18 protein-coding genes and 3 pseudogenes are annotated in these 24,491 nt (G+C 58.0%); 11 read left to right on the plus strand and 10 right to left on the minus strand.

Annotated features, from left to right (window positions below; all coding sequences use genetic code 11):
• Nucleotides 1-45: 45 nt before the first annotated feature.
• The 3 genes from ACYZTM_RS26780 to ppk2 all read right to left on the minus strand — a co-directional run bounded on the left by ACYZTM_RS26780 (nt 46) and on the right by ppk2 (nt 1,908).
• Nucleotides 46-363: a DoxX-like family protein gene (locus ACYZTM_RS26780; RefSeq protein WP_461989226.1), complete on the minus strand. Its 318-nt coding sequence runs from the start codon at nt 361-363 to the stop codon at nt 46-48.
• Nucleotides 364-410: 47 nt separating this feature from the next.
• Nucleotides 411-863, minus strand: coding sequence for a thiol-disulfide oxidoreductase DCC family protein (locus ACYZTM_RS26785; RefSeq protein ID WP_131063046.1), 453 nt, complete (start codon nt 861-863; stop codon nt 411-413).
• A 127-nt stretch (nt 864-990) separates the two neighbouring features.
• The gene (gene ppk2, locus ACYZTM_RS26790; RefSeq protein ID WP_461985558.1) at nt 991-1,908 is read right to left on the minus strand and encodes a polyphosphate kinase 2; all 918 of its coding nucleotides are present in this window, start codon (nt 1,906-1,908) and stop codon (nt 991-993) included.
• Nucleotides 1,909-2,107: 199 nt separating this feature from the next.
• On the opposite strand from ppk2, the gene ACYZTM_RS26795 reads away from it, so the two are divergent.
• The 4 genes from ACYZTM_RS26795 (at nt 2,108) to ACYZTM_RS26810 (ending at nt 5,635) form a co-directional block, all read left to right on the plus strand.
• On the plus strand, nt 2,108-3,043 hold the full coding sequence (locus tag ACYZTM_RS26795; RefSeq protein WP_131063044.1) for a Ppx/GppA family phosphatase: 936 nt from the start codon (nt 2,108-2,110) through the stop codon (nt 3,041-3,043).
• Nucleotides 3,044-3,163: 120 nt separating this feature from the next.
• Nucleotides 3,164-3,589, plus strand: a complete 426-nt coding sequence (locus ACYZTM_RS26800) for a DUF1801 domain-containing protein (protein WP_461985560.1) — start codon at nt 3,164-3,166, stop codon at nt 3,587-3,589.
• Nucleotides 3,590-3,771: 182 nt separating this feature from the next.
• Nucleotides 3,772-4,833 carry an IS110 family RNA-guided transposase gene (locus ACYZTM_RS26805; RefSeq protein ID WP_461989227.1) on the plus strand — a complete coding sequence of 354 codons (1,062 nt, stop codon included), beginning with the start codon at nt 3,772-3,774 and terminating at the stop codon, nt 4,831-4,833.
• A 382-nt stretch (nt 4,834-5,215) separates the two neighbouring features.
• Nucleotides 5,216-5,635 carry a hypothetical protein gene (locus tag ACYZTM_RS26810; RefSeq protein ID WP_461985564.1) on the plus strand — a complete coding sequence of 140 codons (420 nt, stop codon included), beginning with the start codon at nt 5,216-5,218 and terminating at the stop codon, nt 5,633-5,635.
• A gap of 132 nt (nt 5,636-5,767) precedes the next feature.
• Here ACYZTM_RS26810 and ACYZTM_RS26815 read toward each other — a convergent pair whose 3' ends face one another.
• The 3 genes from ACYZTM_RS26815 to ACYZTM_RS26825 form a co-directional block, all read right to left on the minus strand.
• A complete protein-coding gene (locus ACYZTM_RS26815) occupies nt 5,768-6,061 on the minus strand; it encodes a DUF3077 domain-containing protein (RefSeq protein WP_131063042.1) in 294 nt (97 codons plus the stop codon).
• A gap of 660 nt (nt 6,062-6,721) precedes the next feature.
• The gene (locus ACYZTM_RS26820) at nt 6,722-6,943 is read right to left on the minus strand and encodes a hypothetical protein (protein ID WP_461985566.1); all 222 of its coding nucleotides are present in this window, start codon (nt 6,941-6,943) and stop codon (nt 6,722-6,724) included.
• A gap of 73 nt (nt 6,944-7,016) precedes the next feature.
• Nucleotides 7,017-7,175, minus strand: a complete 159-nt coding sequence (locus ACYZTM_RS26825; protein WP_461985568.1) for an alpha/beta fold hydrolase — start codon at nt 7,173-7,175, stop codon at nt 7,017-7,019.
• Between the two features lie 139 nt (nt 7,176-7,314).
• Here ACYZTM_RS26825 and ACYZTM_RS26830 point away from each other — a divergent pair, with 139 nt between their 5' ends.
• Nucleotides 7,315-7,599 carry a hypothetical protein gene (locus ACYZTM_RS26830; protein ID WP_256657006.1) on the plus strand — a complete coding sequence of 95 codons (285 nt, stop codon included), beginning with the start codon at nt 7,315-7,317 and terminating at the stop codon, nt 7,597-7,599.
• A gap of 79 nt (nt 7,600-7,678) precedes the next feature.
• Nucleotides 7,679-8,014: a hypothetical protein gene (locus ACYZTM_RS26835; RefSeq protein WP_461985570.1), complete on the plus strand. Its 336-nt coding sequence runs from the start codon at nt 7,679-7,681 to the stop codon at nt 8,012-8,014.
• Nucleotides 8,015-8,085: 71 nt separating this feature from the next.
• Here ACYZTM_RS26835 and ACYZTM_RS26840 read toward each other — a convergent pair whose 3' ends face one another.
• The 3 genes from ACYZTM_RS26840 to ACYZTM_RS26850 all read right to left on the minus strand — a co-directional run bounded on the left by ACYZTM_RS26840 (nt 8,086) and on the right by ACYZTM_RS26850 (nt 10,932).
• Entirely contained in the window at nt 8,086-9,771 is a 1,686-nt protein-coding gene (locus tag ACYZTM_RS26840) for a sensor domain-containing diguanylate cyclase (protein ID WP_461985572.1), read from the minus strand.
• A gap of 187 nt (nt 9,772-9,958) precedes the next feature.
• On the minus strand, nt 9,959-10,267 hold the full coding sequence (locus tag ACYZTM_RS26845; RefSeq protein ID WP_461985574.1) for a DUF7693 family protein: 309 nt from the start codon (nt 10,265-10,267) through the stop codon (nt 9,959-9,961).
• An 89-nt stretch (nt 10,268-10,356) separates the two neighbouring features.
• Entirely contained in the window at nt 10,357-10,932 is a 576-nt protein-coding gene (locus ACYZTM_RS26850; RefSeq protein WP_461985576.1) for a thioesterase family protein, read from the minus strand.
• A 105-nt stretch (nt 10,933-11,037) separates the two neighbouring features.
• On the opposite strand from ACYZTM_RS26850, the pseudogene ACYZTM_RS26855 reads away from it, so the two are divergent.
• The 3 genes and pseudogenes from ACYZTM_RS26855 (at nt 11,038) to ACYZTM_RS26865 (ending at nt 12,993) form a co-directional block, all read left to right on the plus strand.
• Nucleotides 11,038-12,004: pseudogene (locus ACYZTM_RS26855) on the plus strand (GlxA family transcriptional regulator).
• A gap of 38 nt (nt 12,005-12,042) precedes the next feature.
• Nucleotides 12,043-12,432 (plus strand): c-type cytochrome, encoded by a 390-nt coding sequence (locus ACYZTM_RS26860; RefSeq protein WP_461985578.1) that lies wholly within the window; start codon nt 12,043-12,045, stop codon nt 12,430-12,432.
• Between the two features lie 33 nt (nt 12,433-12,465).
• Entirely contained in the window at nt 12,466-12,993 is a 528-nt protein-coding gene (locus ACYZTM_RS26865) for a GNAT family N-acetyltransferase (protein ID WP_131063036.1), read from the plus strand.
• Between the two features lie 77 nt (nt 12,994-13,070).
• On the opposite strand, the pseudogene ACYZTM_RS26870 reads toward ACYZTM_RS26865, so the two are convergent.
• Nucleotides 13,071-13,235 (minus strand): annotated as a pseudogene (locus ACYZTM_RS26870) (phage infection protein); the annotation flags it as partial.
• Between the two features lie 747 nt (nt 13,236-13,982).
• On the opposite strand from ACYZTM_RS26870, the pseudogene ACYZTM_RS26875 reads away from it, so the two are divergent.
• Nucleotides 13,983-23,093: pseudogene (locus tag ACYZTM_RS26875) on the plus strand (non-ribosomal peptide synthetase); the annotation flags it as partial.
• 161 nt (nt 23,094-23,254) lie between these two features.
• Nucleotides 23,255-24,463: an MFS transporter gene (locus ACYZTM_RS26880; protein WP_131063311.1), complete on the plus strand. Its 1,209-nt coding sequence runs from the start codon at nt 23,255-23,257 to the stop codon at nt 24,461-24,463.
• Nucleotides 24,464-24,491 lie beyond the last annotated feature (28 nt).

The raw sequence follows: 24,491 nt of genomic DNA on the forward strand, positions 1-24,491 counted from the left end.
TGGCCGGGATACGTCGCGAGTGCGGATTGGTAGACACTTGTTCGCTCAAGCCTTGGTATTCCAGGCCACCGCACACAGAGCCAGTCCTGCCACATTGAGGGTGACGGGATTGAAGGCATCACGGAGCATGGATGGATTGAAAATCGCGACATCCAGCTGCAGGCCAGCCAGTGCGGTCGAGGCGACAATCAGCGGCCAGGCAATGCGTGGCGCGAGCAATATCCATAAGGCCAGGGCAATTTCCGCAACCCCGGCGGCATAGGCAAACAACTCCACCTGATGGATGCCATGGGCTTGAATCATGGTCCGCTCGCCAGGACTCAGCCACAGTAGCTTGGGCACCAGACCGTGGTAGGCAAACATGAACGCCAGGCTTCCCCGGGCGATCCAGTGGGTGCGTTTCAAGGTGCTCACGTGGGCGTTTTCAAGAATCGACGCTCATGGTCGGGATTGGGCAGCAGGCACGTGTCGTATTTCCCAAATAGCCGATATCGATTCAGCGCAACGCGATCGTAGGCCCAATCTCGCAACCTGCGCGGGCAGGCGCGCAACAGCCTCAGCGGGCGCCAGGCACCGGGCAGTTGGGCGATGACTTCGAAGACTGCATCCGAGCGCACCCAGTAGTGCTGGTCGCGGATCACCGCCATGGTATCGAATTGATCCAGAGGCAAACCGGCCCACGCCAGCAGCGCTTGCCCCTCGGGCGATTGCACTGCCGCCAGGCGGACGCGCCGATGGAGGTCGTGGCGGATCAGGAACCTTGCCCAGCCATTGCATAGCTTGCACACGCCGTCGAACAAGACCACGGTCTCGCCGGGTTGGAGTAATGGCGCGGGTGAGGGCCGGATTCTGGACGCTTGCATAAACATCGGTCCGTATGGGAGTGGTATCCCGGATCATACCCGCGTGCCAGGGCGAAAGTCTTTATGGGAAGCGGCAGCCTCTATCGAGACTGCCGCTGTCAGCGCGGGAACCCCCGTTTAAGCGGTTTTAATAAACCTGAGGCACGATGATTTCCGGTGGTGTCGGATTGCGCGAATAGTCTTCCTGGCGTTCGCGTTCCGGGAGTTCAATCATCGCCTGTTGCACCTCTTCATAAGGCATTTGCCCGAGCAGGTGACTGATGCAGTTAAGCCGGGCTTTTTTCTTGTCGTCGGCCTGCACCACCCACCACGGTGCTTCAGCGATGTGGGTGCGTTCGAGCATGATTTCCTTGGCCTTGGTGTAGGCTTCCCAGCGCCGACGGGACTCCAGGTCCATGGGACTGAGTTTCCACTGTTTAAGCGGGTCATGAATACGGCTGAGAAAGCGCAGATGCTGTTCCTGGTCGGAGATGGAAAACCAGTATTTGATCAGCTGAATACCGGAGCGTGCGAGCATCCGTTCGAACTCCGGCACAGTGCGGAAGAACTCTTCATATTGGTCGGCATTGCAAAACCCCATGACCTGCTCTACACCCGCGCGGTTGTACCAGCTACGGTCGAACAGGACGATTTCACCGGCGGCCGGCAGGTGTGAGACGTAGCGCTGGAAATACCATTGCGTGCGTTCGCGGTCATTCGGCGCGGGCAGGGCGGCGACCCGGCAGACCCGAGGGTTGAGCCGCTGGGTAATGCGCTTGATAACGCCACCTTTACCCGCCGCATCACGTCCTTCGAACAGAATCACCACTTTGTGCCCGGTCTTGACCACCCAACTCTGCAACTTCACCAGTTCGCCTTGCAGACGAAACAGTTCGCTGAAGTAGCGTCGTCTCTCTTCCTTTTCGTCGTTGTCGCTCAGGTGCTCGTCAAACAGCGCGTTGAGGTCGTGTCCGTCCTCCCGTAATTCCAGTTCCAGCTCCTCGTCACTGTGATCGAACAGCTCGCGATGGATGCGTTGCACCAGGGTGTCATTGGTTAAAAGCATGGCTGGAACTCCTGACGAGGGTGGAAGTGCCCATGCTAGGCCGGGGGATATGACGCAGACGTGACGATGAAGGGGCGGGGCCAATAAGGGGCGGTGTCATCTTGGTGTCACCTAAGGCATGGCAGGATCATCGCAAACCGTCTTGAACACCCAGCGCAACCCCCGCCCGCGGGTTGATGAATCTGCCAGGAATCCCACCATGAAAGGAGACGCCTCCCTGTTTGCGGCCATTGACCTGGGCTCCAATGCGTTTCGCCTCATGATTGGCCAGTCGGTCAAACGGAACCAGCAGATCGTGATCCAGGAAGTCAAAACCCTGCGCGAGCCCGTCCGTTTGTCGGAAGGATTCCAGGGCGGCGCGCTGGATGAGTTGGCGTTGGATCGGGGGTGGCAAGCGCTCGCGCGATTCGGCAAAAAACTGCGCGGCTTTGAGGCCGGACGGGTGCGGGCCGTGGCGACCAGCGCGGTGCGCGAAGCCGACAATGCCCAACTGTTTCTGACCAGTGCCGAGCGTCATCTAGGTTTTCGGATTGATGTGATCTCCGGGCATGAAGAAGCCCGGCTGGTGTACGCCGGTGTTGCCCATACGATACCGAGTGCCGCGAGTATGCGACTCGTCGTGGACATTGGCGGCGGGTCCACCGAGTTGATTCTAGGGCAGGGCACACAGCCGCTGTTGACCGAAAGTATCGCCATTGGCAGCGGCACTTTTGGCACGCGTTACTTTCAGGGTGGATGTATTACGGCTCTGGCCCTACTGGAGGCTGAACGTGTGGCCACGGTGCAATTTGAAAAGGTCGCGCGTCGTTACCGTGCACTGGGTTGGCAGCAGGCCATCGGTTCTTCAGGCACCGCGCGGATGCTCGCCAAAGTCCTCAAGGCCAACGGCTTGAATGACGATGGCCAAAGCGGAATCACCTACGGCGGCCTGCTGCGCCTGTCGTTGCGCCTGCTTGAAGCGGGGCATGTCAATCATCTCAAATTGGCGGGCTTGCAAACCCATCGCCTGAGTACCTTGCCGGGCGGTCTTGTGGTCATGCTGGCCGCGTTCAAGGTGTTCGGCATCTCGCAGATGACTCCTTCTGAAGCGGGGTTGAGGCTCGGAGTGCTTCATGGGTTGATGGCCAGGCACTGACTGGATGCTGCGCGCCAGGCTTTACCTGGGCGCACACCGTCAGTCAGCGAGACTCAAGCGGCGGGCGAGCGGCAACTATCCTGAAGCGGGCGAAACCACCCTGACGGAGACAGCAAACCCATGAAGAAGGAAACCATCGGCGTAAAGGAAGGAGAGAGAGAAGATGCCTCTTCGCTGATAGACGCAAGAATCAAGGAACTGGGTGATTGGCGGGGCGAGACACTCGCCCGGGTCCGAGCGCTCATCCAGCAGGCCGACCCCGACGTGGTCGAAGAATGGAAGTGGCGGGTTCCGGTGTGGTCGCATGCGGGCATCATCTGCACCGGTGAAACGTACAAGAACGCCGTGAAGATGACCTTCGCCAAGGGGGCTTCGCTGGAGGATCCTTCAGGGCTTTTCAATGCGAGTCTTGAAGGGAACACCCGGCGTGCGATTGATGTGCATGAAGGTGATGAGATTGATGAAATGGCGTTGGAGGCGTTGATCGTTGCTGCCGTCGCCCTTAACACCTCGCGAACGACTGCACGCGCCAAACCGGCGAAATGAAAGCCAAGGGCTAACGCCGATCAGATAAGCAATTTCTGCGACCACACAATTTCTGTAATTGGATGGACTCGCCCAAGCCGAGGCGTCAATGCGCCACGATGGCAGTCTAAACAGCCAACGACAGCGAGGGCGAGTCCATGAAAAAGCATACTTCGATTGATCAATCCCTGTCTTCTTCCGATTTGTCGGCCTGCACAACCGTGGCGGTCGATCTGGCCAAGCAGGTCTTTCAGGTCGCCGGTGAAGACGTCCTCGGCCAGGTGCACTACGAGCAACGGATCAAGTCGCGCGAGGCGTTTTATGAGTTTCTACGCCAGTTGCCGCCTCATGTCGTGGTTCTGATGGAGACCGGTCCGGGTGCTCAAGCCTGGGCCCGGCAGCTGCAAGACCAAGGCAATCTGGCCCGGATTCTTCCAGCCGGTTTGGTGGCCACACATCGCAGCGGGCCTAAAAATGATCGCAACGATGCGCTGGCGATTCTGCGGGCTGGTCGCGATGAAAAGATCTACGCAGTGCCGGTCAAAAGCGTTGCGGCGCTGGCAATGCAGGCGTTGCATCGCGCCCGCCAAGGCTATGTGCGTCGACGCACGGCGGTGAGTAATCAGATGCGCGGCCTGCTGCTCGAGCATAGCGTGGCCTTGGCGCAGGGCGATGTTGCGATCAGCCAGAAAAGTCCGCGGGTACTGGAAGATGCCACCCAGCCGGTGCCGGGCCTGTTGCGTGAACTGATCGACGAACTGTTGGCCGAGTGGCGCCATTTGGGCGAACGCATCAGCGTGCTGACGGGGCGCCTGGAAGTGGCCGCCAACGCCGACATGACGGCGAAGCGACTGATGACTGTGCGCGGCATCGGCCCAGTCACTGCCACGGCACTGGTGGCCAAGGAAACCAAGCCTGAGCGATTTCCCAATGCCCGCAAGTTTGCCGCGTACTTTGGCATGGTGCCTGACCAGCACAGCAGCGGGCAGACGGTCAGACGGTTAGACGGTCAGACGGTCAGGCTGGGGGACATGACCAAGCGAGGCGATGTTTATTTACGTAGCCTGATGATCCAGGGAGCACATGCGGTACTGCAACAACTACGACCTGATTCCCAGCAGCCCGATGACCGCCGCTTGTTGCGCTGGATGAGCCGACTGGGCCGTAAGGAGGCTGCGGTCAGGTTAGCCAACCGCAACCTGCGAATCGTCTGGGTGCTTCTACAGAGCTGGCGAAGCCTGCGTTCGGCTGCGAAGCAGTCGTAAACCCAGAGTGCACGGTATGCCTGACACACCGCATTGCCTGATCTTACGACTGCTGCGCAGCCGAACGCAGGCTTCGCCAGCTGCTACGGATCGCGTGACGGCTTAACCGACGGGCATTAGGCAAGGGGACGGGGTTTTTCATGATCCTAAAATGAACTCGTTCTCAATTCTCCAGTTTTGATGATGCATTGGAGAGTTGATATGAGTAATTGATATAAAAAGCTGTCATTTATTACAGGTGCGGCTAAAAATCTTTTGCTTGATAGTTAAGTCTGTTTCTTATAGTTCAAGCGCTCGCGAAGTTGAATCAAAATTCACAAGGTAAGAACCATCGGAAGCCAAGAGTTTTGGTGTCCGCACTTGAAAAAAGGAGAACTGCAAAATGGATCTTAATGTTTATGCAAATCAAGACTGGCAGAGTTTTGGCACGGTTAGGGAGGATGGTAATCTGTATGCAGACGGACTTTGGAACTTCAACAAAGATGACCGAGGTCGAAAGTGTGGAGCGAACGGTAACAATTCTAGTGGCCTCTACTACGTCATGAACGCAGATCCGAGCTGCCCTTTCCCCTCAGGGAGAATGGGTCAGCTCGTCATGAGGTCGGGCAATACCGTCACAGGTTATGAGAATTATTTTTCCTTGAAGGCAGGTCAGATTTTTGAACTGCGCATTAACGACGGCGGGCTCAACGATAATGAAGGTTCTCTGCTACTTAGGTTTGTGCCCAGCTCCGTGAGTAAAGAAATAAAGGACCGGGTAAACCCTGACAGAGAGCCTGGCCACTACTGGATTAATCCATAGAACAGAGGGGTGGGTTTATTTATGACTCTAAAATAAACCCGTCACCATTTGTCGCAGGGCCGTTGTATCCGCTCTGCGCCGAGGATCAGAAGCCCCGACAAAGTCGGGGCAAACATCTGGCGTGATAGGCCGCTATTTTGCGACTTTCATACTCGCTCTATCAGGTCGTGGCGTAACCGCTTTGACCACATCATCAATCACCGCCTTCCCCATTGCCGTCAAATAGTGCGCGGCCCACGAAAAACGGTCCGTTTCTCTGTCATAGGCGGCGTCTTTTGTAAGCGCCTTGGCCAGGAACAGTAAATCTGAAGCCATTGCCAGTGCTGCATCGACAGGAACGCCGGCGCTGACGTGGAACAGGGGACGGTCTACGCAATAGATGCAGGGGGTGAAGCCAATGGTTTTTGCTTCTGTTGGTTCGGTCATTGATCACCTCCATAGACGCAAAGGTGAATAGGTGACGAGCAGCACCGCTCAGAAGACTGGTGAGTGAGAAGACGTGTTTCGGACGGTTTTAGTTTGTTCATTATCAGTTCCCTTGATTGGAGGAACTGCCACTTAGCTGTCTCAAAAGCGTGGGTGGCAGCCGTGCGTGGTGTGAGACCCGGCAATCAAGGTAACCGGTAGGCCCGAAAGCCTTCCACGCACAGCCGCCATAAAACCTGATCGCTGACGAAAAAAACGCCGCAATAGGTTCTGTGGCGCTTTGCGCCTTGATTGTCCCCGGGGTCTCACGCCCGATCGCTGAATGTGCAGCGACGTCTGGAGAGTATCCCGACAAAGATAGGACCAACAAGGCGGTAGCAAGGCAAAAAGAGCACAAAGTGTACCCCCTTACGCAACTCTCGGAGTTTGCCTACAACTCCGACATGAAGCCACCCAATATTCTGAAAAGAGTACCGCCAGCGACGAAGACGGCCCGCTGCTCGGCGAGGTGGCAGCGCTGGCTCCGGTGCAACGCACATGTCCAAGCCCCAAATGACAGGCGAAAAAAAACCGCCTTTGCGGGTCGGTTCTTTTGTAAGCCTCAGTTTGCGGCTGGGGCTTGGTGCGTCTCACGGGCAACACTAGCGTGGGGGCACAGTATTAACCTCTGCTTATCCTTGCAACGTTATTCAGCTTGCGGCGGATGAAGAACTCCGGATCGGCGTTCATCATTCGTTCCGGGGGCGGTGCGTCCTGGGTCATGAAAAACCAGTGCCAGGAAAATTTCCCCCACTGGCGCGTCACGTTGTTCAGCAAATAATGCTGCGGCAGCATGTCGACGAAGCCGGCCTTGAGCACCTTGTCGCCGTGGTCCAGGCACATGCTACAGCACCCGCGCGCCACGGTCGTGACCGGCGGTGTAGAACTGCTCGAAACCCAGCGACTGCACTTCGACCTAGTCCTGGGCCATGGCGCGGAAGGAATGATCCGAATGATCACCGCCCCTTTCCGGTTTGGAGCTGTCGCCGTATCCGCGCAAGTCGGTGCACACCACGGTGAAATCCTTGGCCAGGCGCGGCGCAATCTTGTGCCAGGACAGGTGCGACTTGATCATCTTCGGCTTCCTGGCCTCGATCATTGGCTTGATTCCGCTGTTGTTCACCCACGACCTGATGATCTGCACCTGCGGCCTGAGCTTCTCGTTCTTCTGATCGGAACTGGCGGACTCGCCGCTTTGGGTCATCGGCACCGAGGTGTCCCACGAACACTCCGCGACCTCCAGCGCCTGCACCTTCACGGGCATGGCCCTGGCGGGTGCCGTGTCGCCGGTGGTGATCGGTTGGTTGCTGGATATCACGGGGAATAACTGGGCGGTGGCGTTCGGTGCTTCGATCGCCGTGGTACTGCTGGGGCCGGTGTTGGCGATGTTTATCAAACTGGACGATGAGCCTGCTCTCAAAGCTGAGCCACAACGTTTTTACCCTCCAGAACCGGAAGCCGCCGCCAACCAAGGGGCGGCAATCGCCTGCTTTAGCTGATACCAATTGGCCACCTCTTCCGTTAGAGTGTGCGCCGCCCGAGAGATGGATCCCGGGCAACATCTCATGGAGTTTCTCAGTGAAGTACCTCAGTAAAGTGGTTGCCGTTTCTCTGTTCGGTCTGGTTCTGGCGGGTTGCACCGGCACTCCGATGAACACTCAGCACTATGAAAGCAGCCAATACACGGTGATCGGCCACAGCGAAGCGACGGCCACTGGCCTGTTGCTGTTCGGCATGATTCCGATCCAGCAAAACAACCGTTTTGTTCGTGCCCAGAACGCGGCGATCAAAGCCAAGGGCGGTGACGCGATGATCAACACCCAAGTGCAGGAAAACTGGTTCTGGGCTTGGGTCCTGACCGGCTACACCACCACGATCTCCGGTGATGTGGTCAAGCTGAAAAACGTTCAGTAAGCGCAGAGCACCGCCTGTTGGCTGTGGCGAGGGGTAAACCCCCTCGCCACATGGAGGGTGAGTTGGGGCGCTCAGTGGCGTTGCGTCACGCGAGCCTGCTGCGCCACCCGATTCCTACCCGACCACTTCGCCTGATAGAGCTGCTGATCAGCGCGTTTGATCAGTTCGGTCGTATTGCTATCCGATGACTCGGCAAGCCCGATGCCGATACTCACCGTGACGTGCCCGACCGTGGCAAAAGTGGCCTCGGCAATCGCGGCGCGGATCTTCTCGGCAACGACCTCGGGGCTCTCGGGTTCCTCGACTTCCGGCAACAGCACCGCAAACTCCTCGCCACCGTAACGGGCCACAAAGTCAGTGGCGCGGGTGGTGTCCTGAATCAGCCGGGCGAGTTGGTGCAGCACTTCATCACCGACCGCATGGCCGTGGGTGTCGTTGATTTGCTTGAAGTGGTCAGCGTCTATGAACAGCAGCGCGAAGGGCCGGCCGGTGCGTTGAAACAGCAGGTTGCACTCGTCCAGTTTCTCGTCGAATCGCCGCCGGTTGTACACGCCGGTCAGCGCGTCGTGGGTGGCCAGTTTCAACAGATCGGCATTGGCCTGGGTGAGGGCGGCTGTGCGTTGCGCGACCGTGGCTTCCAGCGACGCATTGGCCTCCTGCAACTCGCGCTCCTTGCCGAGCAAGGACTGCGTCATGCCCTGGAGGGATTGGCCCAGTTGGGCAATTTCTCGCACCGAATGATCACGGGGGAAGGTCACGCCGGGTTGTTGGCTCTGTACCTGTTTGGCCGACTTCGCCAACTGCTCGATCGGGCGACTGAGGTACAGCGCGAGGTAGTAGGCCACCAGACCGAACACGATCGCGGCGATGACACCCAGCCCCAGCAACTTGTACAACAGGATACGTGCGGGTTGAAGCGCAATATCCAGCGGCTGCCGTACCGCGATGTACCACGTCAGGTCGGTGCTTGAAGGAGTGGGCACCGCGACAACGCTGGTCAGGTAACCGTTGCCCACTGACCAGCCAGAAGTGTCGGAATGGTTTTCCCGGGCCACCGGCATATTCGGCATGAGTTGCCCCATGAGCGATTCCGGGTAGAGCACTTTGCCGTTGTGGTCGACGATCAGCGCCTCCACTTCAGGCGTCATGTCCTTGCGCAGCACCGCCGCGTCAACAATCCGCGTCACCCAACTCCAGTGGGCATGAGCGCCCAGCACACCGATCACCTGGCCCTCGACATTGCGTATCGGCGCGGCGAAATCGATGAAGCGCAAAGGTTCACCTCTGGCGGTTCCCGGCAGCAGTTTGGCCAGCAACACCGCCTCGTGAGGATCACCGGTGTAGGCACCTCTTAACCCGGCCTGAAACCAGGGGCGCTCCTTTACAGATTGACTCACCAAAAGGCCATTCACGGCTTGCCGCACACGTCCGCTGGCGTCCGCCACGCCCATCCAGGCGTACTCGGCGCGGGACTGCGAACGCAGCTCCATCGAGGTCAAGATATCCGGATCGTCCAGGTCACCATGTTTGAAAAACGGGGCCCGACTGAGCAGGGACACTTCGAGCTGACGTTCATGCAACTGAGCGCCCAACAGCTCGGCTGCGGACCTAGCCGTGCTCAACAACGCATTGCCGCTCGCTTGCTTCATCTGCTCGGTGGCGATGTGGCCCACGTAGAATCCCACGCTTACGAGCGTGAGCAGCGACAAACCGGCAAACCAGAGAGTCAGGTGGCTTCGCAGACTGGCTTTGATCATGGGGGCCTATCTGAAGTTTTTGGAGTCGTGGCATGGTATGCGCAATGGTCGGGTGGTTGCCAGTGGCGGCGCTTTCATGGCCCGGGTGGATCGGGCGCTGGGGAGCCGCCCAGGTCGATGTCGCGAAACATTCGCCAGCGCGATGACGTGAAGCAGATGCAGCGTTACAAACCTGACTGGAAGGCGGTCAAACCGCGTTTTTGAATTCCGTCAGCAACCGCTCAATCTGCGCCAACTCCCAGGTGCTGAGCAAACTGACCGGGTCTGTGCCGTAACGTTGCCAGCGGTCGAGTTCACCCTTGCGGCCGTCCGGGCTCTGGCAACGTTGGCAATGCAGCAGGCGATGGCCGTCGAAGTCGAGGCTTAGCCGCCAGCCTTCGATATCGACGTGCATGTGGCCGGGCTCGGGTTGTTCGGCGAGGCGAATTAGAGGCCGAACTTCCATGGCGGCGTCGCGCAACTGTTGGTAAACCTCGCGGGCGGTCAGGGGGGGCACAGAGGTCTCCGGTTAAATCGCGGCAAGCATGGATGCTGGGTGCACAGGATAGAGTCTGCGCTTGCCGCTGTCAGCGGATAACGGGCGCCTCAAACTTCTTCGAGGGTCTGCGGACGCCGGGCAGGCTGACCTTCCTCAACACGAAGCTCATGGCTCATGTCGTTGCAGCTTTGCGACCAGTCTGTCAGCCACTGTGGCATCGGTGGCGATTGTTCCACCAGGCCCAGCTCCCGGGCAAACTCGCCGGGTGCGACCGTGCCTTTGCCGGCGCGAAAGAGACCGCGCATTACGACCACGCCAACCACGCGTCCTTTGCTCATGAAACGGTGCTCCATGAAGCTCCACTTATCGTCCCAACCAAGCATCCGGGTGTGAATCTCGAACGCTTCGAACAGCTTCAGCTCACGCCGGAATTTACCCCAGGTATCGCCAACGATCGGCACCGCCTTGTTGCGCAGCGCCACCCGAAATGCGCCGCTGCGCAGCACGTAGTCCATGCGTCCCAGGTCGGCCAGGGTGAAATAGCGGCCATTGGTGACGTGGCGGTTGAGGTCGAGGTCGAGCGGCCAGACGCGCAGGCGGATGACGGTGGTGGCCATGGCATCAACCGGTTTGCGCCACGGGCGACGAAACAGCATGAGGAACAGTCGAAACCAGAGATTCATAAGTACGCCGATGATTGAGTGACCGGTGCACTTTAGGGGGGAGGGATCAGATAAGGTAGGTGCGCAAATGACTTTTTTCATGCGAAAAGCGCAATTGGATCATGTATGCACGTCACTCTTTTACTGGCGGACCAATGCTCCGCTGCCAGCGCCACCATGGCCCTGGAAGTGCTCAGCGCCGCCAATCTGTTCGCAGACTCGGCGGGCGCACCTTTTGAAGTCGTCATTGCCTCCCTTGATGGCAATGATGTCGCCGCGTGGGGAAGTGCAGACACTGCGCGTGGACCTGTCCACCAACGAGGTCCCGCGAACCGATCTGGTGCTGATTCCCGGATTTCTCTTCACCCTGAGGGACGCCTTGCCGGCGTTTTCGGCCTATGGGCCATGGCTGCGTCAACAGCACGCGCAGGGGGCCGTTGTGGCTTCAATGTCTACGGCGGCGTTCATGCTGGCCGAAGCAGGTCTGCTGGATGGCGTTCGGGCAACCACGCATTGGGCGTTTGCAGACCTGTTTCGTCGGCGGTATGCCGAGGTCTGTCTGGAGGAGACGCAGATCCTCTGCGAGGACAATCGCGTGATCACCAGCGGCGGCGCGAGTGCCGCCATGGACCTTTTGCTGCACCTCGTGCGCCGGTTTGCCTCATTGGATCTGGCGCAGAAATGTGGCAAATAGTTGCTCGTCGACACGGTGCGCAGCGAGCAATCGGTGTGTGTCATGTGGTCTATGCCGAAGAGTCACGGGGATGGCGACATCCTGCGGTCGCAAAACTGGCTGGAGGCACACTTCGATCAGCCGCTGCTGATTGACGATGTCGCCCAGCGCTTCGGGTTCGGCGTGCGCAACTTCAAAAGGCGCTTCAAGGAGGCCACCGGGTACACGCCGATTACCTACCTGCAAACCCTGCGTCTGGAGAAGGCCAAGCAGCTGCTTGAGTCCACGCGAATGACTCTGGACAGCATCACGTACGCAGTGGGCTACGAAGATGGCAATTCATTCCGTAGACTTTTCCGCCAGAGGGTGGGGTTTCTGCCGGCGGCTTACCGGAAGAAATTTCAACCGGGTGCGAGTTGATTCACGAGCGATAAGCCACAGATGATTTGGAGCAGGACATGAAGAAAACCGCAGCACTCACCTTGGCCTTGGTGCTCAATGCCGGGTTGTTCAGCGCGCAGGCACACGCGGTCGGCGATGCTGAAGCGGGTGCGACACTGTTCAAACGCATATGCGGCGGCTGCCATCAGGTCGGGGAGTCGGCGCGGGGCTCGTTCGGCCCGCAACTCAATGGCATTTTTGGACGCCCTTCGGGCAGCACCACGGATTACCAATATTCCGACGCCATGAAATCAGCCGGCCTCGTCTGGACCCGCGAAACCCTGACTGCGTACCTTGAAGATCCAAAGGAAGTGGTTCCGGGCACCCGCATGATTTTCTGGGGGCTCAGCGATCTGGAAAAGATCGAAAACCTGTTGGCGTACCTTCAGACCTTTCAGCCGCAATAGGCTTCCCGACGTTCGCCAAGGATCAATAAAGCGATGCAACGAACCACCTCGCGATTGCTTTTTAGGCCACCGCAAACCGAAGACCTGGCCAGCCTGTTCGCAATCTACGGCGACCCTGCGACGAACCAATACAACCCGGCCGGGCCTTTGACCCATATTGACCAGGCTGAAACGCTGCTGAATGACTGGATTCGCCACTGGGCCATTCACGGCTACGGACTGTGGACTATCGCCACCCGTGCGGCTCCGGATGGCGTCATTGGTTACGGCGGTATTGGTTTGCGCAAGTACGGCGATGTCGAGCGGCTGAATCTTGGGTATCGATTTGCCGTGTCCGCCTGGGGCCAGGGGTATGCGACTGAGTTGAGCAGGGCGTCGCTTGAATATGGATTCGACGAGCTGAAGGTGGCTGAGGTTTTAGCGCTGGTCAGGCCCGCCCACAGCGCCTCGACAGGCGTGCTGGAAAAAATCGGCATGCAACGTGTCGATGTGCTGGACGACGTACCGGGGCAGCCGCCGAGTTTTGTTTACAGGATCAGTCGCTCCTTGATTGGGGACTGATTTATTTTTGCGCATGAAAAAGCCCGGCTGGTCAGGCCGGGCTTTTCATTGAGTACCGCGGTGAGGCTATTCATTTATGCAGCGTGGCTTTCGATCAAGCGGTCGGAGCCACCCTCTGCTACACGACTTTCAATTAGACGATCCGAGCCGCCTTCAGCGACAAACGGGTGAGCAGAGGTAGCGGCAAAAGCGTTAACTGCAAAAACCGAGAAAGCGATGCCGAGGAGGATTCGGCGTTTCATGAGGGTGTGCTCCGGGGTGTAGTTGTTTGGTATGGAGCCGATGTTACGCCGCGGATTTTTTATGAGAACTTCATTGAGTTGATGGAGACTATCGACGTAGGCAATGGATGACAGAACGGTCAAGGCGACCGCGTATACCATGGCAATCGATACGTGGGAAAGCGCCTACAAAAAACTCACGAAACGGATATTTCACACTCATGAATCGAACTTGATAACCGTCAGTGTGGCGGTTTACTTCGTTAGGATGTGTCAGTTTTCGACCGGTATTGACTTCGATGTGTCAGGGGTAGACTCTTGGCGTCGATAGGCCTCGTAGCCGAAATCGGATCGAAATCGTTTTGCTGAATACACTCAAAGATCATTGTTTATCTCTAACGCAGAAAAGAAACGTCGTGGCTTGTCTGGCCATGGATGTTGTTTTTCATGGGCGGAAATAACCCGTTTTTTTAGCTGTGATCTGTCTGGAATGCCCGGCAGGCGCGGTTTCGGTGTGTGTGATTGCGCTGGCAAGATGATGTCGGCTGATACGCCTGTTTTACATGATAGATAGTGATTAGTTCTAATGATCGATACTTTGCCGTTGGATTGGCTTGAGACATGCGGCAGGTAGAAGTCAATAGATAATATTCCATGGACTTGCACTTACATGATGTAGGTGCAATCAATCGATAGAAGTGACCTTGTTCACTTCTGGAGGCAAGGATGCACGACCAAGTTACGTCTGAATATTCTGTTCATCTGTGTATTCATCAGCTATTTGAGGCGCAGGTTGCGAGCAATCCTGAGGCAACCGCACTGGTCTTTGAGGGCGAGACACTCAGCTATGGCGAACTCAACGCCAGGGCCAATCGGCTGGCGCATCGGCTGATTGCTTTGGGCGTCAGGCCTGACCAGCGCGTGGCGATCTGTGTCGAGCGTTCTGCGGCAATGGTTGTTGGCCTGATGGCGATCCTGAAGGCGGGTGGCGCCTATGTGCCGCTCGATCCGGAGAACTCGGGGGCGCGACTGGCGTTCATTCTTGGCGATACGGCTCCGGTTTTGGTGCTGGCTGACGCGGCCGGGCGCCAGGCGCTCGGGGACGCTTTGCAGGCTCATACCGTCCTTGATCCCCGAGATGTCCAGACCGAAGCGGACACCAGCCCTGAAGTCAACGGCCTTACCCCCAAAAACCTCGCCTATATCATCTACACATCGGGCTCAACCGGACAACCCAAAGGGGTCATGGTCGAGCATGCTCAGGTGGTGCGTCTGTTCGATACGACACATCCATCCTTTGGTTTTGAGGCCAGTGACGTCTGGTGCCTGTTCCACTCTTTTGCTTTCGACTTCTCGGTCTGGGAATTGTGGGGCGCCCTTCGTTATGGCGGCACGCTGGTGTTGGTCCCGCAGGCCATCACCCGTTCTCCGCAAGCGTTTTACCAGCTGATTTGTGAGCAGGGCGTCACTGTCCTGAACCAGACCCCGAGCGCCTTCACAGCCTTGATGGAATACCTACAACCGTCATCGGACCATCTTCGTTACGTCATTTTTGGCGGCGAAGCGCTGCGACCGTCGACCTTGCGCGACTGGTATGGCGTGCGTGAAGAATCTTTCCCGCAACTGGTCAACATGTACGGGATCACCGAAACCACGGTCCACGTCACTTACTACCCGCTGACTTCATCGGATGCGCAACAAGCCGACAGCGTGATCGGTCAATGTCTGCCGGATTTGAATCTCTATCTACTCGACGCGCATGGCCAGCCTGTTCCGATGGGGGAAGTGGGTGAAATGTACGTCGGTGGCGCCGGTGTTGCGCGCGGCTATCTGAACCGACCCGAACTGACGGCAGAGCGTTTCCTGCACGACCCTTTTGCGGGGAAGGCTGACGCGCGGATGTACAGATCGGGGGATCTGGCCCGTTATCTTCCGAACGGTAATCTGGCGTTTATGGGTCGCAATGACGACCAGGTGAAGATCCGCGGTTTCCGGATCGAGCTGGGTGAGATTGCCGCCAAATTGGCCGAGCATCCCTCCATCCGCGAGGCGGTGGTGGTGGCGCAAGGCGAGGAGACCGACAAGCGTCTGGTGGCTTATGTGTTGACGCAGTCCGAGGTTCATGACGCATCGGTAGATTCTGAAACTGGCTTGGCGCTGGCGGCAACGCTCCGTGATTACCTGAGCAGCCGTTTACCCGACTACATGGTGCCGTCTGCCTTTGTGCGGATGGAAAGCTTCCCCCTGACGGCCAATGGCAAACTTGATCGCAAGGCTTTGCCTGTTCCGCAGGAGGATGCTTTTGCCCGTGAGGCCTACGAGGCGCCGCTGGGCGAGATAGAGGTCCTCCTTGCCGGGATCTGGTCGGAGCTGCTTGGCGTTGAACAGGTCGGTCGCCATGACAGCTTCTTCGCCCTTGGCGGCCACTCACTCATGGCCGTGCGGCTGGTCAGTCGCATAGCAGCCTTTGGGGCTGAATTACCGCTTGCCACCTTGTTCGCCTCTCCAACGCTCAAGGCTGTGGCGTTGGCGATTGAGGCCCAGCGCAACGCTGGCGCTGTGGCGCGTGCATCGATACGGACCCTCTCTCGCGATGAATCCTTGCCGCTGTCCTTCGCTCAGCAGCGACTGTGGTTTCTGGCCCAACTCGACAGTGGGATCAGCGACGCCTATCACATCCCTCTGGCCCTGAGATTGCGCGGCCAGTTGAACGTGACGGTCTTGAAGCAGGCCCTCGATGCACTGTGGTCGCGCCATGAGGCATTGCGCTCGGTCTTTGTCACCCAAGAGGGCGAGGTTGAAGTGCGTCTGCTGGCCAGCGACCAGGGTTTGCCATTGCGCGAGATTGATCTCCCTGGATCGGACGCAGAAACCGAGCTGGCAAGGCTTTGCACCGAAGAGGCTCGGGCGCCCTTTGATCTCGCTACTGGCCCGCTGATTCGGTCTTGCCTGATCCGGGTACCGGTCGCCTCATCCGCAGATGAGCATGTATTGCTACTCACGCAACATCACATCGTCTCGGATGGCTGGTCGCTCGGCATTCTTTTGCCTGAGTTGAGTGCGCTGTACACGGCGTTCAGCAACCATCAGGCCAGTCCATTGTCGCCGCTGGCAATCCAGTATCCGGACTATGCCGCCTGGCAGCGGCAATGGCTGTCGGGGGAGCGTTTGAATGAGCAGGCGGCTTACTGGAAGCAGGCGCTGGCCGATGCACCAACGCTGCTCGACCTGCCAACAGACCGGCGTCGGCCTGAGCAACAATCCCTTGTGGGCGCCTCTGTGCCGATCGAACTCAGTGCAGAGCTGACAACGGCCCTCAAGCGTTTCAGCCAGCAGCAGGGTGTGACGCTATTCATGACCGTGTTGTCGGCCTGGGCAGCAGTGTTGTCACGCCTGTCGGGGCAGGAAGATATTGTGATCGGCGCGCCAAGTGCCAACCGGGGCCATTGCGACATCGAGCCGCTGATCGGCTTCTTCGTCAACACACTGGCGCTGCGGATCGATCTTGGCGACAACCCGAGCGTTACCGACCTCATTGCGCGAGTACGCGAGCGGGCACTCAAGGCTCAGGATCATCAGGATCTGCCGTTCGAGCAGGTGGTGGAGATAACGCAGCCGCCTAGACGATTGAGCCATACACCACTGTTTCAGGTGGTATTTGCCTGGCAAAACTACGATGCCGGCCAATGGGCCTTGCCCGGCCTTGAAGCCAGCCACGTGGGTTCTTCTTATGAGGTCGCGCGGTTCGATCTAGAGCTGAACCTGGCCGAGGCGGGCGATCGAATCGTCGGGGCTCTTGGCTATGCGATGGCGTTGTTTGACGCAGCCACGATCGAGCGCCACGTGGGTTATCTGAAGACTGTCCTTGCCGAGATGACCCGGGATGCCAGCCAGACTGTCGCCAAAATAGACCTGCTTGAGGCGTCTGAGCGCACCTTGTTGCTCAAGACGTGGAACTCGGTGGATGAATCCTGCCCGGCTCATCTGTGTATGCATCAGCTATTCGAGGAGCAGGTTGCGAGCAATCCTGAGGCAACCGCACTGGTCTTTGAGGGCGAGACACTCAGCTATGGCGAACTCAACGTCAGGGCCAATCGGCTGGCGCATCGGCTGATTGCTTTGGGCGTCAGGCCTGACCAGCGCGTGGCGATCTGTGTCGAGCGTTCTGCGGCAATGGTTGTTGGCCTGATGGCGATCCTGAAGGCGGGTGGCGCCTATGTGCCGCTCGATCCGGAGAACTCGGGGGCGCGACTGGCGTTCATTCTTGGCGATACGGCTCCGGTTTTGGTGCTGGCTGACGCGGCCGGGCGCCAGGCACTCGGGGACGCGTTGCAGACTCGTACCGTAATCGATCCCAATGAGGCCCACGCTGAAGCCTTGGTCGGGGCGGACGCCAACCCTGAAGTTCCAGGTCTTACCCCCAATAACCTCGCTTATATCATCTACACCTCGGGCTCAACCGGACAGCCTAAAGGCGTCATGATCGAGCATGCTCAGGTGGTGCGTCTGTTCGGCACGACACACGCCGACTTTGGTTTTGAGGCCAGTGACGTCTGGTGCCTGTTCCACTCTTTTGCCTTCGACTTCTCGGTCTGGGAACTGTGGGGCGCCCTTCGTTATGGCGGCACGCTGGTGTTGGTCCCGCATGCCATTACCCGTTCTCCGCAAGCGTTCTATCAGTTGATTTGTGAGCAGGGCGTCACCGTCCTGAACCAGACCCCAAGCGCCTTCACAGCCTTGATCGAATATGCACAACCGTCATCGGACCGGTTGCGCTATGTCATCTTTGGCGGCGAAGCGCTGCAGCCGTCGATCCTGCGCGACTGGTATGGCGTGCGTGGCGAATCAGTCCCGCAACTGGTCAACATGTACGGGATCACCGAAACCACAGTCCACGTCTCCTGGTACCCCCTGACTTCATCCGATGCGCGACAAGACGACAGCGTGATCGGTCGGCGTCTGCCGGATTTGAATCTCTATCTTCTCGACGCGCATGGCCAGCCTGTTCCGATGGGGGCCGTGGGTGAGATGTACGTCGGCGGCGCGGGTGTTGCGCGTGGCTACCTGAACCGGCCCGAGCTGACGGCCGAGCGATTCCTGCGCGATCCCTTCGCCGGCAAACCTGAAGCGCGGATGTATAAAACAGGGGACCTGGCCCGTTACCTGCCGAACGGCAATCTGGCGTTTCTGGGTCGCAATGACGATCAGGTGAAGATCCGCGGCTTCCGGATTGAACTGGGAGAAATTGCGGCCCGATTGGCCGAGTATCCCTCCATCCGCGAGGCGGTGGTGGTGGCGCAAGGCGAGAAGACCGACAAGCGTCTGGTGGCTTACGTGGTGGCGCAGTCCGAGGTTCAGGACACGTCGATCGACTCAGAGTCTGGCCTGGCACTGGCGGGAGCGCTCCGTGATTACCTGAGCAGCCGTTTACCCGACTACATGGTGCCGTCTGCCTTTGTACGCCTGGACAACTTGCCGCTGACGGGTAATGGCAAGCTTGATCGACGGGCTCTGCCGGTTCCTGAGGGCGATGCCTTTGCCCATGCGGCCTACGAGGCGCCGTTGGGCGAGATCGAGGTCACTCTTGCCGGGATCTGGTCAGAGCTGCTTGGTGTTGAACAGGTCGGTCGTCATGACAACTTCTTCGCCCTCGGCGGCCATTCACTCTTGGCGGTGCGGTTGATCGAACGGTTGCGCCGCCAGGGCCTGAGCCTTGCCGTGCGTGATCTGTTTCAGACGCCTGTGTTGTCGGTGCTGGCCGGCACGCTTGGCCAACACCGCGAGGTAGTGGTGCCGCCCAATCTGATCAAGCCCGAGACGTGCAGAATCACGCCTGACCTGCTGCCGTTGATCGATCTCGGCCAGTCGGACATCGACCTCATTGTGTCGCAGGTTCCTGGAGGGGCAGCCAACATCCAGGACATCTACGCACTCTCACCGATGCAGGACGGCATCCTGTTCCACCACATGCTGGCAAAAGAAGGTGACCCCTATTTGCTGGTGGCCCAGATGGCCTTTGCTGATCGTGGAACATTGGAGCGGTATCTTGGCGCCGTTCAGAAGGTTGTAGACCGTCACGACATTTTGCGTACCGCTTTTTTCTGGGAAGGGTTGTCTCGCGCCGCGCAAGTGGTCTGGCGACAGGCTCCACTCTCCGTCACTGATATTGTTCTCGATCCGGCAGACGGCCCCGTTACCGAACAGCTTTCCCGGCGCTTTGATTCATGTCGGCACCGAATTGATCTGACCCAGGCGCCGGTGCTGCGCTTTATCGTTGCCCATGATCCTGTCGCAGGCCGCTTCATTCTGATGCAGCTGCAGCATCACTTGATTGACGACGCGTCTTCATTGCAGTTTTTTTATAACGAAGTGCAGGCGTTCCTCGCCGATCGCGGTGAGAAGCTGCGGTCGCCCCAGCCGTTTCGCAACCTGATCGGTCAGGTGCGGTTGGGCAAGAGCGTGGAGGAACATGAGCGGTTCTTCAAATCGATGCTGGCTGACATAGAAGAGCCGACGCTGCCCTTTGGATTGGCGGAAGTGCATCTGGACGGCGCGCAGGTAGGGCAGACCCACCGCATGGTTTCGGCCGAACTCAATGTTCGGCTGCGGGCGCAGGCGAGGCGATTGAATGTGAGTCTCGCCAGCCTGTGTCATGTTGCCTTTGCCCAGGTTCTGGCACGCACCAGCGGCCAGGAAAAGGTCGTGTTCGGTACGGTGCTGTTTGGGCGCATGCAAGCGGGTCACGGGTCAGATCGAGCCATGGGCATGTTCATCAACACGCTGCCGATCCGATTCGACTCAGGCGGCATTGATACCGCTGAGAGTGTCCAGCAGGCCCATGCCCGACTGGCCGAGTTGCTCGCTCACGAGCATGCCTCGCTGGCGCTGGCACAAAGGTGCAGTGGGGTCGCTACAGGCACGCCGCTGTTCAGCGCATTGCTCAACTATCGGCACAATGATCTGGCGGGTGCGGACAACATTGTCCAGACCATGGGGCAAATGCCGGGTGTCGAGTTCTTGAGTGAACAAGAGCGGACCAATTATCCGTTCACGTTGTCCGTGGAAGATTTCACTCACTCACTGGGGTTGACGACCCAAGTGGTCACGCCGTTCGATTCCGATCGGGTGTGTGGCTACATGGAACAGGCGTTGGACAGTCTGGCGCAGACCCTGGAACGCTCGCCGCAGCGCCCGGTTCGACAGCTGAACATTCTGCCAGCGTCTGAACGTACATTGCTGCTCAAGACGTGGAACGCGACGGAAGCATCCTGCCCGGATCATCTGGGCATTCATCATTTGTTTGAGGCGCAGGTGGCGCGCACTCCAGAGGCAACGGCGCTGATCTTCGAGGGAGAGAAGCTCAGTTATGGAGAGCTTAATGCCAGGGCGAATCGACTGGCACATCGGCTGGTCGAGCAAGGCGTCGGGCCAGATCAGCGGGTGGCGATCTGTGTCGAGCGCTCGGCGGCGATGGTTGTGGGTCTGATGGCGATCCTGAAGGCAGGCGGCGCCTATGTGCCGCTTGATCCGGCCTATCCGGGAGATCGCCTGGTTTACATTCTTGCCGATACAGCGCCGGTCCTGGTGCTGGCCGATGCGGCCGGACGGCAGGTGCTGGGTGAGGCGTTGCAGTCCCACACCGTGCTAGATCCCAATGAAATCTTGATGAAGGCTGATGCCAATTTCCAGGTTCCCGGCCTGACACCCCGCAATCTCGCTTATCTGATCTATACCTCGGGTTCAACCGGTCAGCCCAAGGGCGTCATGATCGAACACCATGGATTGATCGCATCGACGCTGGCACGGACCACGGTCTACAAGCCAGGTTCCGACGCTGTATTTTTACTGCTGTCATCAATGGCATTTGACAGCTCCGTGGCTGGCATCTTCGGAACGTTAACGACCGGTGGTGCCTTGTGTTTGCCAGGCGGCAAAGCCGTCGTAGATCCACTGATCATCAGCCGACTTTTGATTGAAAACGGCGTCACCTCAGTGCTGCTCGTGCCGTCTCTCGCAAGATTGGTTCTGCCGCAAGTCGCCCAGCTTGGATATGGACAACTGCGCCAGGTGATCGTGGCGGGTGAAACCTGTCCGGCGAAGCTGGTTCACGAAGTGACTTCAGCGTTTACTGACGTGGAATTGTTCAATGAATATGGCCCGACGGAGGCGACAGTCTGGGCGGCTGTCCATCGCTGTTCCTCTGATGACGTTGATCCGGTGCCGATAGGCCGTCCGATTTCAAACACACGCATTTACCTTCTGGACGCGCATGGCGAGCCTGTTCCGCTGGGTGCGGTGGGTGAGATGTACATCGGGGGCATAGGTGTTGCGCGTGGATATCTGAACCTCGCCGAACTGACGGCGGAGCGCTTCTCGCTCGATCCATTTGCCGGCGAGCCTGACGCGCGTATGTATAAGACGGGGGACCTTGCCCGTTATCTGCCGGACGGGAGTCTGGTGTTCCTGGGGCGCAATGACGACCAGGTCAAGATCCGCGGCTTGCGGATTGAACCAGGTGAAATTGCAGCCAGATTGACCGAGCATCCCTCCATCCGCGAGGCGGTTGTAGAGGTGCAAGGCGTAGACCCGGACAAGCGACTGGTCGCTTATGTAGTGGCACATCCAAAGGTCCCTGGAAATGATGCCTTGGTACCTAAGGCCGACTCAGACGCAGGTTTACCGCTTGCAGGACGACTGCGTGATTATCTGAGTGAACGTCTACCCGACTACATGGTGCCGTCTGCCTTTGTGCTGATTGAACGCTTGCCGCTGACCCCGAATGGCAAGCTTGATCGGCGGGCGTTGCCTGTTCCGGAGGGTGAGGCCTTTGCCCATGCGGCGTATGAGGCGCCGCAAGGTGAGACCGAGACGATCCTGACAGCACTTTGGTCAGGGTTGCTCGGGGTTGAACAGGTCGGTCGCCATGACAACTTCTTCTCACTCGGCGGCCATTCGCTCATGGCTGTCCAGATGATGCAAAAAATCAGGGGTTATGGTTTGGAGTGTTCGCTGAGCGACATTTTTGAACACCCGAGATTGGCCAACCTTGCCACTCGGATCGCACAGTCTCCTGTGTTCAATCCGCAGATCGGGGCGATCACGGTGCGCGCTGGCGGGACTGAGGCCCCGGTGTTTTTCGTGCCCTCAGGATTAGCCGATTATTCGTACGCTATTTCTCTGGCCCAACAAATTCGCGTCAGCTGCCCGATCCATGTATTGCCGTGGTCGGCCATTGGCGACACTTTACCTCACTCAATGGAAGCTATGGCCGACAGAATGATACCGCTCATCCAGGCGATCCAGTCTGAAGGGCCTTATCGCATTGCGGGGTATTCCTCTGGGGGGATTCTCGCTTACGCCATCGCCCATGGGCTTATGTGCAAAGAGGCCAGCGTTGAGTTTTTAGGCTTTATTGATGTGCCCGCGCCGCATAAGTTGCTTTATAAAAACCAGGGTATTAAGCAGTATTTTATTGAGCATGTTAAAGCGGTGGCTTGCGAGGCGGAGCGTCATAAATTCGATGTGTTAAATGAGGGTGATGAGTTTTCTGAGCTCATTCGAAAAGCACAGAATTTGGGAGGCTATGATTTAAACGCAGACCCCTCGCTGGAAACAGTCAAATGGCAAGCCATTTACCATTTCTCAAAAATTGCCGGCGCCTATATACCATCTCCATTGCCGGTCAATCTCTATCATTTCTACGCGGCTGATCGTGAGAAAACCCCTCTGCCGCGGGTTGATATGGTTGGCGGGTGGAGAGAACTCTTGCCTGATTTGGCGATTAGTTCTGTTTCGATTCCCGGCGGGCATGTGTCCATGATGGAGGACGTCAGTAATCGCAAGCACTTGGCTGAGGCAATCAATCGAGCGCTTTTTTAAGAGGTGATGATTGAGCGTTACGCTCATTGACATGCAAGTGGGTTTGAAACTGCCCACTTGCATGCTTGCTCAAATAACCACTCAGGCGCCGATATCCCCCATTAGTTTGCGTTGCATGCAGTGGGCTACTTATCAGCGTCAAATTATAAAAAGGAGAAATCATGGCAAATCCCTACCGCGAACTTCTCACCACCCCGGGCGTCATGGGGTTAGTGATCGCGAGTTCCATTGCCCGTCTGCCACAGGCAATGATCGGCATCGGCATCATTACCATGCTGGTGCAGCAGACGGGTCTTTATTGGCTGGCGGGCTCGGTTGCCGGTACTTTTACCTTGGCGAATGCGCTTATCGGCCCGCAAGTATCAAAACTCGTTGATCAACGGGGCCAGAGCCGGGTTCTGCCCTTTGTGACGGCCTTCAGCATTGGCATGTTGCTGGCGCTGATCATTGCCGTTTATATGAGGGCTCCGGCCCCACTGCTTTTTATTCTTGCGGCATTGGCGGGCACGATGCCGAGCATGCCCGCGATGATAAGAGCACGCTGGACGCAGCTTTTCCGTGGCAAGCCGCAATTACACACGGCCTTCTCCCTGGACACGGTTCTAACTGAACTCGCCTTTATCATCGGCCCACCACTTGCCATTGGTTTGAGCGTCAGCTTTTTCGCCGAAGCCGGGCCCCTTGTCGCCGTCTTGTTGCTGGTTGTCGGCGTGACGGCTTTTCTTATGCAGCGGCAGACAGAACCGAAAGTGGTTGTGGGTATTAAAAGGAGCGCAAGCTCGACCCTGCTTATCCCCGGCGTTCGTACCATCGTGCTGGCGCTCTTGGCGATGGGTGTGATTGGCGGATCAATCGACGTAGCGGTTGTTGCCTTCGCCAACGCACAAGGCTGGCCGGCGTCTGCCAGTTTCATCCTGGCCGCCTATGCACTCGGCTCCATGATCGCGGGCCTGACGTTCGGCGCATTAAGGATTTCCTTGCCGATTGAAAAGCAGTTCTTTATCGGGGTTCTGATAACGGCAGTCACAGCCGTATTGCCCATTTTGTCACCGGACGTCTACATCCTTTCCGGGATGCTGTTTGTGGCCGGTATGTCATTTGCGCCAACGATGGTCGTCGTCATGAATCTCGGTACGATCATTGTCCCACCGTCCAGGATCACCGAAGGACTGACGTGGATGACGACAGGCATCAGCATCGGCGTAGCGCTCGGCGGCGTACTGGCGGGCCTGGTCATCGATGTCTATGGCGCGCAGGCAGGGTTCGGTGTCGCCATTGTCGCGGGGCTGGTCATGGTGGTGATCGTGCTTTTAGGGCTGCGTACACTTCGTGCCACGTCTGCGGTGTGTGCCGAGCCAAGCTTCCAGTAATCAGCAAGCTAGAATGATCATTCATTCC

The sequence above is a fragment of the Pseudomonas sp. MDT2-39-1 genome (assembly GCF_054898085.1).